Genomic DNA, 13,729 nt, shown 5'->3' with positions numbered 1-13,729 from the left:
AGCCTTCAGCGACGTTCGATTGGCACGAACTTGCGCTGCTCAACGCCGGTGTACTCGGCGCTTGGACGGATGATGCGGTTGTTGGCGCGCTGCTCGAACACATGCGCCGCCCAGCCCGTCAGGCGCGAGCACACGAAGATCGGCGTGAACAACTTGGTCGGGATGCCCATGAAGTGATACGCCGAGGCATGGTAGAAGTCGGCGTTGGGAAACAGCTTCTTCTGCTCCCACATGGTTTTGTCGATGGCTTCGGACACCGGGAACAACACCGTGTCGCCCACTTCGTCGGCGAGTTTTTTCGACCAACCCTTGATCACTTCATTACGTGGGTCGTTGTCTTTGTAGATCGCGTGACCGAAGCCCATGATCTTGTCCTTGCGCGCCAGCATGCCGAGGGTGCCTTCGACGGCTTCTTCAGCCGACGAGAAACGCTCGATCATTTCCATCGCTGCTTCGTTGGCGCCGCCGTGCAGCGGGCCGCGCAGGGAACCGATGGCGGCAGTGACGCAGGAATACAGGTCGGACAGGGTCGACGCACACACCCGGGCGGTGAAGGTCGAGGCGTTGAATTCGTGCTCCGCGTAGAGGATCAGCGACACGTTCATCACCTTGACGTGCAGTTCGCTCGGCGGCTTGCCATGCAGCAGGTGCAGGAAGTGGCCGCCGATGGTCGGCTCGTCGGTCAGGCAGTCGATGCGCTTGCCGTCGTGGCTGAAGCGGTACCAGTAGCACATGATCGCCGGGAAGGCGGCGAGCAGGCGGTCGGTGACGTCGCGCTGCACGCTGAAGTCTTTTTCCGGCTCGATATTGCCCAGGAACGAGCAACCGGTGCGCATCACGTCCATTGGGTGGGCGTCGGCGGGGATGCGCTCCAGCACTTCTTTCAACGCCTGCGGCAGGTCGCGCAGCTTGCTCAGTTTGGCGCTGTAGGCCGCCAGCTCGGCCTGGGTCGGCAGTTCGCCGTACAGCAGCAGGTAGGCGACTTCTTCAAATTGCGCATCGGCGGCCAGTTCGCGCACGTCGTAGCCGCGGTAGGTCAGGCCGGCACCGGCCTGGCCCACGGTGGACAGTGCGGTCTGCCCGGCGACCTGGCCACGCAGGCCGGCGCCACTCAGTACTTTTGCTTCAGCCATGGTTTTTCTCCAATTTTGTCTTTATTCAGGGAGGCGTGTTCGTCACTTTTTCGCGGCAAACAACGCGTCAAGCTTCTGCTCGAAGGTGTGGTAGTCGATGCGATCGTAAAGCTCCATACGGGTTTGCATGGTGTCGATCACGTTCTGCTGGGTGCCGTCGCGACGGATCGCGGTGTAGACATTTTCGGCGGCCTTGTTCATGGCGCGGAAGGCCGAAAGCGGGTACAGCACGATGGAAACATCGGCAGATTTCAACTGTTCGGTGGTGTACAGCGGCGTGGCGCCGAACTCGGTGATGTTGGCCAGGATCGGCGCTTTCACACGGGCGGCGAACAGCTTGTACATCTCCAGTTCAGTGATGGCCTCCGGGAACACCATGTCGGCGCCGGCTTCGATGCAGGCGGCGGCGCGTTCCAGGGCTGACTCCAACCCCTCGACGGCCAGGGCATCGGTACGGGCCATGATCACAAAGCTGTCATCGGTGCGCGCATCCACAGCGGCCTTGATGCGGTCGACCATTTCCTGCTGGGACACGATTTCTTTGTTCGGACGATGACCGCAGCGCTTGGCGCCGACCTGGTCTTCGATGTGGATCGCGGCGGCGCCAAACTTGATCATCGACTTGACCGTACGCGCCACGTTGAAGGCCGAGGAGCCGAAACCGGTGTCCACGTCTACCAGCAGCGGCAGGTCGCATACGTCGGTGATGCGGCGTACGTCAGTGAGTACGTCGTCCAGGCCGGTGATGCCCAGGTCCGGTACACCGAGGGAGCCCGCCGCCACCCCGCCACCCGACAGGTAGATCGCCTTGAACCCGGCGCGCTTGGCCAGCAGGGCGTGGTTGGCATTGATCGCGCCAACGACTTGCAACGGCTGTTCACTGGCAACGGCGTCACGGAAACGCTGGCCTGGAGTGCTCTTATTGTTGGAACTCATGACTCACCTCGTGATTGGGCAGCACCGTCCGGGAAGTGACGGGCAATGTTGCGTTTGGAAGCGCCGATATGCCGGCGCATCAACAGTTCGGCCAGTTCACCGTCGCGATCGGCAATCGCGTCAAGAATGCGGTGGTGCTCGGCAAAGGCCTGGCGTGGACGATTGGGGGTAGCGGAAAACTGGATGCGGTACATGCGCACCAATTGGTACAGCTCACCGCAGAGCATTTGCGTGAGGGTGCGGTTGCCGGCGCCTTGAATGATCCGGTAATGAAAATCGAAGTCGCCTTCCTGCTGGTAGTAGCCGACACCGGCCTGGAACGCGGCATCGCGTTCATGGGTGTGCAGCACCTGGCGCAGCTCTTCAATCTCCGCGTCGGTCATGCGCTCGGCCGCCAGGCGGCAGGCCATGCCTTCGAGGGATTCGCGGATTTCATAGAGTTCGATCAGTTCAGCGTGGCTCAGCGAAACCACCCGCGCACCGACGTGAGGCACGCGCACCAGCAGGCGCTGGCCTTCCAGGCGGTGGATCGCCTCGCGCAGCGGGCCACGGCTGATGCCGTAGGTACGCGCCAGCTCCGGCTCGGAAATTTTGCTGCCGGGGGCGATCTCGCCTTTGACGATGGCGGCCTGGATACGCCGGAAGACGTTCTCGGACATGGTCTGGGAATCGTCTTGCACCACCACCGGGGTTTCCAGCTGATCCAGCATATTGTCGACACCTTTAAAATCAATGTGGCAAAAACTAGCCAATCAGACCCCATTAGTCAAAGAATAAATCAACATTGTCGACAATCGTCTAATAACCCTGAGTGCACGCTCCTGGGGCATGGCCGCCTGCCAGCGCTGGCGCCAAAAAAGCATCATGTTAGAATGCCCGCCGCATTTGCCTGACATCACTAGATGAAACGGCGCACGAGGGAGCTTGCGCAGTAATGCCAGTCGCCTTGAATCAAACATCGCACTGCACCGCCTCAGGATTTATGAGACTCAAGCCCTTCCCCCTGTTTTGCCTACTGTTCATTCCAGGCCTTGGCGCTGCCGCCGAGAAAACGGTGTATGGACTCAACGAATACGCCCAATTGGCCGGCATCGACCTGGAAGTCGCCGCCAAACTGGACACCGGCGCCAAGACCGCTTCCCTCAGTGCCCGTGATATCAAGCGCTTCAAGCGCAACGGCGAGTCCTGGGTGCGCTTCTACCTGGCCATCGACACCGCCCATTCCCATCCCATCGAGCGCCCCCTGGCCCGCGTCAGCAAGATCAAGCGCCGCGCCGGTGACTACGACCCCGATGAGGACAAGAACTACACCGCCCGTCCGGTGATTGCTCTGGATATCTGCATGGGCACCGCTTTACGCAGCATCGAAGTGAACTTGACTGACCGTAGCGCCTTCCAATATCCGCTGCTGATCGGCTCCGAAGCGTTGAAACGCTTTGATGCGCTGGTCGACCCCAGTCTTAAATATGCAGCAGGCAAGCCCGCCTGTGCCGCCGACGCTCATACCGCCGAGTAAACCGAATGCGCTCTCTGACCCTGCACCTGAAAATCCTGATCGCCATCCTGGTGGTGCTGGGTATTTCGGTCACCGCCTATCAGATCTTCGTGCTGGGGATCCCCGTCACCGAGGACGCCACCGACGACTTGTGGAACATCGACGCCAAGGTCGAGTTCGTCGCCAACCCGAAAGACCCTGTGAAAATCCAGATGTTCGTGCCGCCCTTGAGCCGCGACTTCGTCAGCCTCAACGAGAGTTTTATCTCGAACAACTACGGGGTGAGCGTCAACCGCACCGACGGCAACCGCAAGGTCACCTGGTCGGCACGCCGCGCCAAGGGCAACCAGACCCTGTATTACCGGCTGGTGCTGACCAAGCGTTACAGCGGCGAAAAGGTCAAGGTCAAGGGCCCCACGTTCCGCGATAGCATCGCCGTGGAAGGTCCGGAGAAAATCGCCGCCGAAGCCTTGCTGGCGCCGATCCGCCAGCACTCGGCCGACGTCGAGACCTTTATTACCGAAGCCATCAAGCGCACCAATAACCTCAACGACGACAATGTGAAGCTGCTGCTGGCGGGCGATCCGTCTATCCCGCACAAGGCCAAGATTGTCGAGTTGCTGCTCTCTATTGCCCACGTGCCGGTGGAAAAGGTGCATACCATCCGCCTGGTGGCCGACCAGCCGCAAACCCCGGAACTGTGGCTGCGCAGCTTCAACGGCAATGACTGGTTGTACTTCAACCCTGAAACCGGCGAACAAGGCCTGCCCGCCGACCGCCTGCTGTGGTGGACCGGTGATGAAAACCTGATCACCGTCGACGGCGGCAAGAAGGCCATGGTGACCTTCAGCCTGAACAACAGCGAGATGAACGCGATTCGCCTGGCCAAGCTGACCGACGAGAACACTGACGCCAACTTCCTCGAATACTCGCTCTACGGCCTGCCGCTGCAGACCCAGCAGACGTTCATGATCATGGTGATGATCCCGATTGGCGTGCTGGTGATCCTGATCCTGCGCAACCTGATCGGCCTGCAGACCCTGGGCACTTTCACCCCGGTGCTGATCGCCCTGGCGTTCCGCGAGACGCAGTTGGGCTTCGGGATTGTGCTGTTCACGATTATCACGGCACTGGGGCTGTCGCTCAGGTCGTACCTGGAACACTTGAAATTGCAGATGCTGCCGCGGTTGTCGGTGGTGTTGACCTTCGTGGTGGTACTGATCGCAGCCATCAGCCTGTTCAGCCATAAATTGGGGCTGGAACGCGGGTTGTCGGTGGCGCTGTTCCCGATGGTGATCCTGACCATGACCATCGAACGCCTGTCGATCACCTGGGAAGAGCGCGGCGCGAACCATGCGCTGAAAGTGGCGATTGGTACGCTGTTCGCCGCCTCCCTGGCGCACCTGATCATGAGCGTGCCGGAGCTGATCTACTTTGTGTTCACCTTCCCGGCGATCCTGCTGATCCTGGTGGGTTTCATGCTGGCCATGGGTCGTTATCGCGGCTACCGCCTGACCGAGTTGGTGCGGTTCAAGGCTTTTCTCAAGGCTGACCAGTAATGTTCGGGTTCTGGAAGACCTGGAAGGCCCTCGAGGCGCGGGGGATCATGGGCATCAATCGGCGTAACGCCGACTACGTGCTCAAGTACAACAAGCGCAGCCTGTACCCGATTGTGGATGACAAGATCATCACCAAGGAGCGCGCGCTCGCGGCGGGCATCCACGTGCCGGAAATGTACGGCGTGATCTCCACTGAGAAGGAAATCGACAAGCTCGACGAGATTATCGGCGGGCGCAGCGACTTTGTGATCAAACCGGCCCAGGGTGCCGGCGGTGACGGCATCCTGGTGGTGGCGGACCGCTTTGAAGGGCGCTATCGCACAGTGTCCGGCAAGATCATCAGCCATGAAGAGATCGAGCATCAGATCTCCAGCATCCTCACCGGCCTCTATTCACTGGGCGGCCACCGTGATCGTGCGCTGATCGAATACCGCGTGGTGCCTGACCAGATCTTCAAGAGCATCAGCTATGAAGGCGTGCCGGACATCCGCATCATCGTGCTGATGGGCTACCCGGTGATGGCCATGCTGCGCTTGCCGACCCGCCAGTCGGGCGGCAAGGCCAACCTGCACCAAGGGGCGATAGGCGTGGGTGTCGACCTCGCCACCGGCCTGACCCTGCGCGGAACCTGGCTGAACAACATCATCACCAAACACCCCGACACCACCAACGCGGTGGATGGCGTGCAACTGCCCAACTGGGACGGTTTCATGAAGCTCGCGGCCGGTTGCTATGAACTGTGCGGGCTGGGTTATATCGGTGTGGACATGGTGCTGGACCAGGAGAAAGGCCCCCTGATCCTGGAGCTGAATGCACGGCCAGGATTGAATATCCAGATTGCCAATGACTGTGGTTTGACCCTGCGCACCCATGCGGTGGAAGCGCGGTTGGAAGACCTGAAAGCCGCCGGCGTGACGGAAACGCCGGAGGAACGCGTGAAGTTCGTGCAGGAAATGTTTGGGCATATTCCGCCTGTGGAAGGCTGAAGACCGCATCGCCGGCAAGCCGGCGCCTACAGTGGAATGCGGTACAATCCCCGCCCCTCTATGCTCATAGCTGATTCGCCTCGCATGTCGACCTGCTCCGTACACTCACTCCCCTACCGGGCCAACCCCGCCGAGTTTTTTGCGGCGATTCGCCATGCGCCTGGTGCCGTGCTGTTGGACAGTGGCCGACCCGCGGCCGAACGCGGGCGGTATGACCTGCTGAGCGCCTGGCCGCAGGCGACGTTGACGGTATCGCCTGACGAAAGCGGTAGTGATTTCCTGCAACGCTTGCGGGAAAACCTGACCCAGTTGGGGAAAGCGGACTTGCCGACCGGTTTTACGCTGCCGTTTGCCGGTGGCCTGATCGGTTACCTGAGCTACGATTTCGGCCGCCACCTGGAACAAATGCCGCACCTGGCCGCAGACGATCTGCACCTGCCGGATGCGCGCTTCGGGCTGTATGCCTGGGCATTGATCAGTGATCACCAGGCGCAGACCAGCCAGTTGGTCTTTCATCCCGCGCTGGCCGACAGCGAGCGACACCGCTTGATCGCTTTGTTCAGCCAGGATGTTGTCGACACCTCGGCCACCTTCACACTTCAGGGCAGCATGGCGCCGGACCTCACCGCCGAGGCTTACCGGCAAGCCATCGTGCGTATCCAGGACTACATTCAGGCCGGCGATTGCTATCAGGTCAACTTCGCCCAGCGTTTTCGAGCACCGTGCAGCGGCGATCCGTGGGTGGCTTATTGCGCCCTGCGCGAAGCCTGCCCGACGCCGTTCTCCGGGTTCCAGAGCCTGCCGGACGACGGCGCGGTGCTGAGCCTGTCGCCGGAGCGTTTCGTGCGCATCACCGAACGCCAAGTCGAAACCCGCCCGATCAAAGGCACTCGCCCACGGGGTGAGACGCCCGAAAAAGACGCCGCCAACGCCGCCGAACTGCTGGCCAGCCCCAAGGACCGCGCCGAAAACCTGATGATCGTCGACCTGCTGCGCAACGATCTCGGCCGCACCTGCCGCACCGGCTCCGTGAGCGTGCCGGAGCTGTTCAGCCTGGAGAGCTACCCCAATGTGCATCACTTGGTCAGCAGCGTCATCGGCACACTGGCCGACGACAAAGACGCCCTCGACCTGATCGCCGGCAGCTTTCCCGGCGGCTCCATCACCGGCGCGCCGAAGATTCGCGCGATGCAGATCATCGACGAACTGGAGCCAACCCGGCGCGGCTTGTACTGCGGCTCGCTGCTGTACCTGGACGTGCGCGGCGAAATGGACAGTTCCATCGCCATCCGCAGCTTGCTGGTCAAGGATGGGCAGGTGTGCTGCTGGGGCGGCGGTGGGATTGTGGCGGATTCGCAGTGGGAGTCGGAGTATCAAGAGTCGCTGACGAAGGTACGGGTGTTGTTACACACGTTGGAAAACCTGCCTTAGCCACGCCCCTCCTGGCTCTCGGGTGCAGAGCCGCTCGACTGGAAAGAACCTGAATCAGAACGTCTATGGACGGCGTTTGAGCTGGAAGATAGCGTCCAGCCCGAACGCCCAATGGCCGTCTGTGAGGGATCACATGAAACGACCGCTTACCTGTCAGAAATTATTTCCGAGATTGCATCTCACCCAAACCGCACCTACCATCTCCCAAATTGGGAGGTTGCAGCGATGCGAATAATCGCTCTCTCTACCCTAAGACTGTTTTGGGAAAGCCACTCAGCCTATTCCGACGCCAAAACACCGCTGGTCGAGCTGTACCGCCATATGGAAAAAGCGACTTACCCAACACCACAAGCGCTCAAAGCGGAACTTAGAACGGCAAGCATCCTTAAAAGTGGCAGGGTTGCATTCAACGTCGGCGGCAACAAGTATCGAGTAATCATGGCGATCGACTATCAGCGACAGCTTGGGTTCGTACGTTTCGTAGGGACTCACGCGCAGTACGATCAGATCAACGCGGAGACCGTGTGATGAACATCAAACCTATACATTCCCAGGAAGACCTGACCGCTGCGCTCGCACGGGTGGAGCAGCTCTGGGGAGCGGAAATGGGCTCACCCGAAGGGGACGAGCTGGAAGTTCTTGCAGTGCTCATTGAGAAGTACGAGGCAGAGCATTTTCCGATGCCACCTTCGGATCCAGTGGAGGCCATCAAGTTCAGGATGGAGCAACTGGGTATGACCGCCCGCGATCTGGAGCCATTTATCGGCACCAGTGGGCGGGTGTCGGAGGTGTTGAACCACAAACGCAAGCTGAGCCTGTCGATGATCAAGCGCCTGCATGAAGGCTTGAGCATTCCTTATGAGCGGTTGCTTGCAGGGGTTTAACGGGGAAATATACGCTGGCTGTACTGGCCCCTTCGCGAGCAAGCCCGCTCCCACATGGGTACGCGTACATCCCGTGGAATGCGGTCGAATGTGGGAGCCGGCTTGCTCGCGAAGAGGCCATCAGCAACGCCGAATAACCTACAGGCTCAACGGCCGATTCGACGCCTTGATAAATTCTTTCTTCAACGCCTCAAACGTATGCACCGCCGGAAACTGCGGGAATTCACGAATCACATTCTCCGGTGCATGGAACAGGATCCCCCGATCGGCTTCGCCCAGCATGGTGGTGTCGTTGTAGGAGTCGCCGGCGGCGATCACGCGGTAGTACAGCGTCTTGAAGGCCAGTACCGATTGACGCTTGGGGTCTTTCTGGCGCAACTGGTAGCTCACCACGCGGTCGTTTTCGTCGGTGATGAGGCGGTGGCAGAGCAAGGTCGGGAAGCCAAGCTGGCGCATCAGCGGCTGGGAGAATTCGTAGAAGGTGTCTGACAGGATCACCACCTGGAAGCGCTCGCGCAGCCAGTTGACGAACTCGATCGCACCGTCCAGCGGCTTGAGGGTGGCGATCACTTCCTGGATGTCGGCGAGCTTGAGGCCGTGTTCATCGAGGATGCGCAGGCGTTGCTTCATCAATACGTCGTAGTCGGGAATGTCCCGGGTGGTAGCCCGCAGGGATTCAATACCGGTTTTTTCGGCGAAGGCGATCCAGATTTCCGGAACCAGCACCCCTTCCAGGTCGAGACAGGCAATTTCCACAAGACACTCCATTTTGATGTTGTTGATTGAGCGAGCAAAAGGACTGCCGAACTCTAGCGATTCAAGCTCGTCGCCGCAACGCAGAGCGTATTTTGATACCATCGCTTCCCTATAGAGCGCTCAGCGCCACTGACCTGTAGGAACCGTCCTGATGAACCAAACCTTCGACGTCGCTGAACTCGCCGCGACTTACGCCAACAAATCCGCCCAGGACATTCTCAAACTGGCGTTCAGCCAGTTCGGTGATGACCTGTGGATTTCCTTCAGCGGCGCCGAGGACGTGGTGCTGGTCGACATGGCCTGGAAGCTGAACAAGAACGTCAAGGTGTTCAGCCTCGACACCGGCCGCCTGCACCCGGAAACCTACCGGTTTATCGAGCAGGTGCGCGACTTCTACAAGATCGACATCGAGCTGATTTCGCCGGACCAGAGCAAGCTGGAACCCTTTGTCAAAGAGAAAGGCCTGTTCAGCTTCTACAAGGACGGCCATGGCGAATGCTGTGGCGTGCGCAAGATCGAGCCGCTGCGCCGTAAACTCGCAGGCGTGAATGCCTGGGCCACCGGCCAGCGTCGCGACCAGAGCCCCGGCACCCGCAGCCAGGTGGCAGCGCTTGAAATCGACACGGCCTTCTCCACGCCGGAACGTACCCTGTACAAATTCAACCCACTGGCGCAGATGACCAGTGAGGAAGTCTGGGGTTACATCCGCATGTTGGAGTTGCCGTACAACAGCCTGCACGAGCGCGGTTTTATCAGCATCGGCTGTGAGCCCTGCACCCGTCCGGTGTTGCCGAACCAGCATGAGCGTGAAGGCCGCTGGTGGTGGGAGGAAGCCACGCAGAAGGAATGCGGGCTGCACGCGGGGAATATCATCAGCAAGGCGTAAGCACTGGCGCGGCAAGAAAATGTGGGAGGGAGCTTGCCCCCTCCCACATCTTGTTTGTGTTTGCCACCAAAGATGTACACACAGATGTAACCATCGGTGCCATTTATGTGTGTAATCCATCTAAACCCGCACCGTTATGTAACACCTTTCCCCACGCATTTTTTGCGCTCTTCTATGTTCCTTTTCGACAGAAAAATAAATAGCTGTTCAAACGGTCAATTTATATCGCTTTCAATTCAGTAAGTTATTTTCACTGACTGCAAAAACGAAATGACCCGCAGTTTTCATAGATCGAAAACTGGCACGCATGTGGCTTAAGGTGAAATGCGCTTTGTATACAATAAATACAAAATCTACATACACTTTGCCATCCGCGGCCCGGCTGCCGATGTGCTGGAGCCTGCCGGAATGCGTACAAGCCTCTCGAACACTATCGCACTGGATCTGCCCTCCTCTTCCCTGAATCCCGAAGCCATGGTTCCCGGTCCCTTGGTGCTGAGCCCGCGCCTGCACAACAAGGACCTGGCGCCGACCAAGGTCGAAGGCCGGCGATGGGGGCGTTACAGCATCTTCGCGCTGTGGACCAATGATGTGCACAACATCGCCAACTACTCGTTCGCCATCGGCTTGTATGCGTTGGGCCTGGGCGGCTGGCAGATCTTGCTGTCACTGGGGATCGGGGCGGCGCTGGTGTACTTCTTCATGAACCTGTCGGGCTACATGGGGCAGAAGACCGGCGTGCCGTTTCCGGTGATCAGCCGTATCAGCTTCGGCATCCATGGCGCGCAGATACCGGCGCTGATCCGCGCAGTGATTGCGATCGCCTGGTTCGGTATCCAGACCTACCTGGCTTCGGTGGTGTTGCGCGTGTTGCTGAGCGCCATTCACCCGGGCTTCGCCGATTACGACCACAACTCGATCCTGGGCTTATCAACCCTGGGCTGGGTGTGTTTTGTGGCGATCTGGTTTGTGCAATTGGTGATCCTGGCCTACGGCATGGAAATGGTGCGCCGCTATGAAGGCTTCGCCGGGCCGGTGATCCTGCTGACCGTGGCCGCACTGGCCGGCTGGATGTACTTCCAGGCCGGCGGCCATATTGCCTGGTCGGTCCGCGAGCCGCTGACCGGTGGTGAGATGTGGCGCAATATCTTCGCCGGTGGCGCGCTGTGGCTGGCGATCTACGGCACGTTGATCCTCAACTTCTGCGACTTCGCCCGCTCCTCCCCATGCCGCAAGACCATCAAGGTCGGCAATTTCTGGGGCCTGCCAGTGAATATCCTGGTGTTCGCCGCAATTACCGTGTTGCTGTGCGGTGGCCAATTCCAACTCAATGGCCGGGTGATCGAAAGCCCCACCGAAATCATCGCCGCCATCCCCAATACGTTCTTCCTTGTGCTGGGCTGCCTGGCCTTCCTGATTGTCACCGTGGCAGTGAACATCATGGCCAACTTCGTCGCGCCGGCCTTCGTGCTGAGCAACCTGGCGCCCAAGTACCTGAACTTCCGGCGTGCCGGGCTGATCAGCGCCACCGTGGCGGTGCTGATCCTGCCGTGGAATCTCTATAACAGCCCGCTGGTGATCGTGTATTTCCTCTCCGGCCTGGGCGCACTGCTGGGGCCGTTGTACGGGGTGATCATGGTCGATTACTGGCTGATCCGTAAAAGCCAGGTCGACGTACCGCAGCTGTATAGCGAAGACCCGAACGGCGTTTATTACTACAGCCGTGGCGTCAATCTGCGGGCGGTGGCGGCGTTCATTCCCGCAGCCGTGATCGCCATTCTCCTGGCCCTGCTGCCCGGTTTCGCCAGCGTCTCACCGTTTTCCTGGATGTTTGGCGCCGGTATTGCAGGGCTGCTGTACTTGCTGATTGCCAAGCGCCAGCCGTTCTACGCCGATGTCAGCGGCGAAAGCATTGCAGTCGATAACGTCAGTCATTAATCAAGGACCTTACATGCGCATCCTCGTGGTCAACGTCAACACCACCGAATCCATTACTGAAACCATCGCCCAGCAGGCACGGGCGGTGGCCGCGCCGGGCACCGAGATTGTCGGGCTCACGCCTTACTTCGGCGCGGAGTCAGTGGAGGGCAATTTTGAAAGCTACCTGGCGGCCATTGCGGTGATGGACCGGGTCATGGCTTACGACCAACCGTTCGACGCGGTGATCCAGGCCGGCTACGGTGAACATGGCCGCGAAGGCCTGCAGGAGTTGTTGAACGTGCCGGTGGTCGACATCACCGAAGCGGCCGCCAGCACGGCAATGTTCCTGGGGCACGCCTATTCGGTGGTGACCACCCTGGACCGCACCGTGCCACTGATCGAAGACCGCTTGAGATTGGCCGGCCTGTACCAACGCTGCGCCTCGGTGCGTGCCAGTGGGATGGCCGTGCTGGCGCTGGAACAAGACCCACTGGCCGCGATGGAAGCCATCGTGCGCCAGGCGGAACTGGCCATCAGCGAAGACAAGGCCGAGGTGATCTGCCTGGGCTGCGGCGGCATGGCCGGGCTGGATGAGCAGATTCGCCAGCGCACCGGCGTCCCGGTGGTGGACGGTGTAACCGCAGCGGTGACCATTGCCGAATCGCTGGTGCGGTTGGGGTTGTCGACGTCGAAGATCAGGACTTACGCGACGCCAAGGGCAAAGAAAGTGGTTGGCTGGCCGGGTAAGTTCGGTCGCTGAAGGTCAACTGTGGGAAGGGGCTGGCTCCCTCCCACATTTAGATCGCGCTGAACCTTTGGCCCAGCTTCGCTTCGGCAAACTGCTCGATGATGAAATCCACAAACGCCCGGGTCTTGCCGGGCAGCAGTTTGTGTTCGGCGTAATAAATGGAGATATTGCCGTCGTCGACGTACCAGTCGGGCAACACCCGCACCACCGCGCCACTGTCGAGGAACGGCACCGCCATGGGCATGCTCACCAACGCGATGCCCAGGCCCTGGGCGCTGGCACAGCAGGCGGCTTCGGAGTCGCTCATGGTCATGCTCGGTTTGAGCACCAGCGGGCGGTGTTCACGCTCGATACTGGTCAATTGCCAGGAACGTATGCGGCCGGTTTGGGGAGAGCGAATCAGAATACCCGCGCACCGCGCCAGATCTTCGGGGGTCAGTACCGGCGCGCGCTGCACCAGGTAGTCCTTTGAGGCAACCAACACCCGATGCGCCGGCGTCAACTTACGCGCCACCACGCCCTGAGGCAGCTCGAAGCCACCGCCAATGGCCGCGTCAAAGCCCTGGCCGATCAGGTCGACCTGGCGATTATCGAAATGCCAGTCCGGGCTGATATCCGGAAAGCGCTGCATGAACGCCCCCAACAGTGGCACCACATACCGATTACCGAACACCGTGCCCATGCTGACCTTGAGCGTACCCACCGGCCGCCCTTCGGCGCTGGCCAGGTTGGCGACGGCGTTCTGGATGGTGGTAAGGCTGCCGCTGACTTCGTCGAGAAACAGTTTGCCGGCTTCGGTAAGGGCCAGTCGTCGGGTGCTGCGCTGGAACAGGCGCACACCCAGGCGCGCTTCCAGCTTGGCGACACTTTTGCCGACGGCTGCCGGTGTGAGACTCAGGTGCCGGGCGGCCTCGGCAAAGCTGCCACCTTCGGCGCTGCGCACGAAGCATTCGATACTGCCAAAGCTTTCCATGTCACCCACTCTCAACTTTTGG

14 protein-coding genes are annotated in these 13,729 nt (G+C 60.1%); 9 read left to right on the top strand and 5 right to left on the bottom strand.

Translation table 11 applies throughout. The annotated features are described in order from the left end of the window. Positions 1-5 precede the first annotated feature (5 nt). From prpC to BM403_RS25275, 3 genes are read right to left on the bottom strand one after another with little or no spacing between them, the layout of a single operon-like run. Positions 6-1,133, bottom strand: a complete 1,128-nt coding sequence (gene prpC / locus BM403_RS25285) for a bifunctional 2-methylcitrate synthase/citrate synthase (RefSeq protein ID WP_093545568.1) — start codon at positions 1,131-1,133, stop codon at positions 6-8. Between the two features lie 42 nt (positions 1,134-1,175). Then, on the bottom strand, positions 1,176-2,069 hold the full coding sequence (gene prpB, locus BM403_RS25280) for a methylisocitrate lyase (protein WP_015885362.1): 894 nt from the start codon (positions 2,067-2,069) through the stop codon (positions 1,176-1,178). Further along, on the bottom strand, positions 2,066-2,779 hold the full coding sequence (locus tag BM403_RS25275) for a GntR family transcriptional regulator (RefSeq protein ID WP_046036402.1): 714 nt from the start codon (positions 2,777-2,779) through the stop codon (positions 2,066-2,068). Before BM403_RS25275 ends, prpB begins: the two co-directional genes overlap by 4 nt. 272 nt (positions 2,780-3,051) lie before the next feature. Here BM403_RS25275 and BM403_RS25270 point away from each other — a divergent pair, with 272 nt between their 5' ends. The 6 genes from BM403_RS25270 (at position 3,052) to BM403_RS25245 (ending at position 8,424) form a co-directional block, all read left to right on the top strand. Continuing rightward, positions 3,052-3,585, top strand: a complete 534-nt coding sequence (locus tag BM403_RS25270) for a retropepsin-like aspartic peptidase RloA (RefSeq protein ID WP_015885364.1) — start codon at positions 3,052-3,054, stop codon at positions 3,583-3,585. Between the two features lie 5 nt (positions 3,586-3,590). After that, the gene (locus BM403_RS25265) at positions 3,591-5,123 is read left to right on the top strand and encodes an osmotic stress tolerance membrane protein RloB (protein ID WP_015885365.1); all 1,533 of its coding nucleotides are present in this window, start codon (positions 3,591-3,593) and stop codon (positions 5,121-5,123) included. Next, positions 5,123-6,109, top strand: a complete 987-nt coding sequence (locus BM403_RS25260; RefSeq protein ID WP_046036400.1) for an alpha-L-glutamate ligase-like protein — start codon at positions 5,123-5,125, stop codon at positions 6,107-6,109. The genes BM403_RS25265 and BM403_RS25260 overlap by 1 nt, the downstream gene beginning before the upstream one ends. A gap of 84 nt (positions 6,110-6,193) precedes the next feature. Next, on the top strand, positions 6,194-7,540 hold the full coding sequence (gene pabB / locus BM403_RS25255; protein ID WP_093545565.1) for an aminodeoxychorismate synthase component I: 1,347 nt from the start codon (positions 6,194-6,196) through the stop codon (positions 7,538-7,540). A gap of 225 nt (positions 7,541-7,765) precedes the next feature. Continuing rightward, a complete protein-coding gene (locus BM403_RS25250; RefSeq protein ID WP_093545562.1) occupies positions 7,766-8,068 on the top strand; it encodes a type II toxin-antitoxin system HigB family toxin in 303 nt (100 codons plus the stop codon). Continuing rightward, complete coding sequence (locus BM403_RS25245; RefSeq protein WP_043205753.1) at positions 8,068-8,424, top strand: helix-turn-helix domain-containing protein; 357 nt, start codon at positions 8,068-8,070, stop codon at positions 8,422-8,424. The genes BM403_RS25250 and BM403_RS25245 overlap by 1 nt, the downstream gene beginning before the upstream one ends. 138 nt (positions 8,425-8,562) lie before the next feature. Here the strand turns inward: BM403_RS25245 and thrH are convergent, their stop codons facing one another. Further along, positions 8,563-9,180 carry a bifunctional phosphoserine phosphatase/homoserine phosphotransferase ThrH gene (thrH, locus tag BM403_RS25240; RefSeq protein WP_015885369.1) on the bottom strand — a complete coding sequence of 206 codons (618 nt, stop codon included), beginning with the start codon at positions 9,178-9,180 and terminating at the stop codon, positions 8,563-8,565. Between the two features lie 151 nt (positions 9,181-9,331). Between thrH and BM403_RS25235 the strand changes: the two genes are divergently transcribed. From BM403_RS25235 to BM403_RS25225, 3 genes are all read left to right on the top strand, one after another. Beyond that, positions 9,332-10,066: a phosphoadenylyl-sulfate reductase gene (locus BM403_RS25235; protein WP_015885370.1), complete on the top strand. Its 735-nt coding sequence runs from the start codon at positions 9,332-9,334 to the stop codon at positions 10,064-10,066. Positions 10,067-10,474: 408 nt separating this feature from the next. After that, positions 10,475-12,004 (top strand): NCS1 family nucleobase:cation symporter-1, encoded by a 1,530-nt coding sequence (locus BM403_RS25230; RefSeq protein ID WP_064052850.1) that lies wholly within the window; start codon positions 10,475-10,477, stop codon positions 12,002-12,004. 13 nt (positions 12,005-12,017) lie between these two features. Continuing rightward, positions 12,018-12,746 carry an aspartate/glutamate racemase family protein gene (locus tag BM403_RS25225; RefSeq protein WP_046035675.1) on the top strand — a complete coding sequence of 243 codons (729 nt, stop codon included), beginning with the start codon at positions 12,018-12,020 and terminating at the stop codon, positions 12,744-12,746. 37 nt (positions 12,747-12,783) lie between these two features. On the opposite strand, the gene BM403_RS25220 is transcribed toward BM403_RS25225, so the two are convergent. Continuing rightward, a complete protein-coding gene (locus BM403_RS25220) occupies positions 12,784-13,707 on the bottom strand; it encodes a LysR family transcriptional regulator (protein ID WP_015885373.1) in 924 nt (307 codons plus the stop codon). Positions 13,708-13,729 lie beyond the last annotated feature (22 nt).

This window comes from Pseudomonas sp. OV546 (assembly GCF_900116845.1).
Taxonomy (GTDB): Bacteria; Pseudomonadota; Gammaproteobacteria; order Pseudomonadales; family Pseudomonadaceae; genus Aquipseudomonas; species Aquipseudomonas petroselini.
Note: the sequence above shows the minus strand (reverse complement) of the source record. Positions and strands in the feature narration are given on the sequence as shown.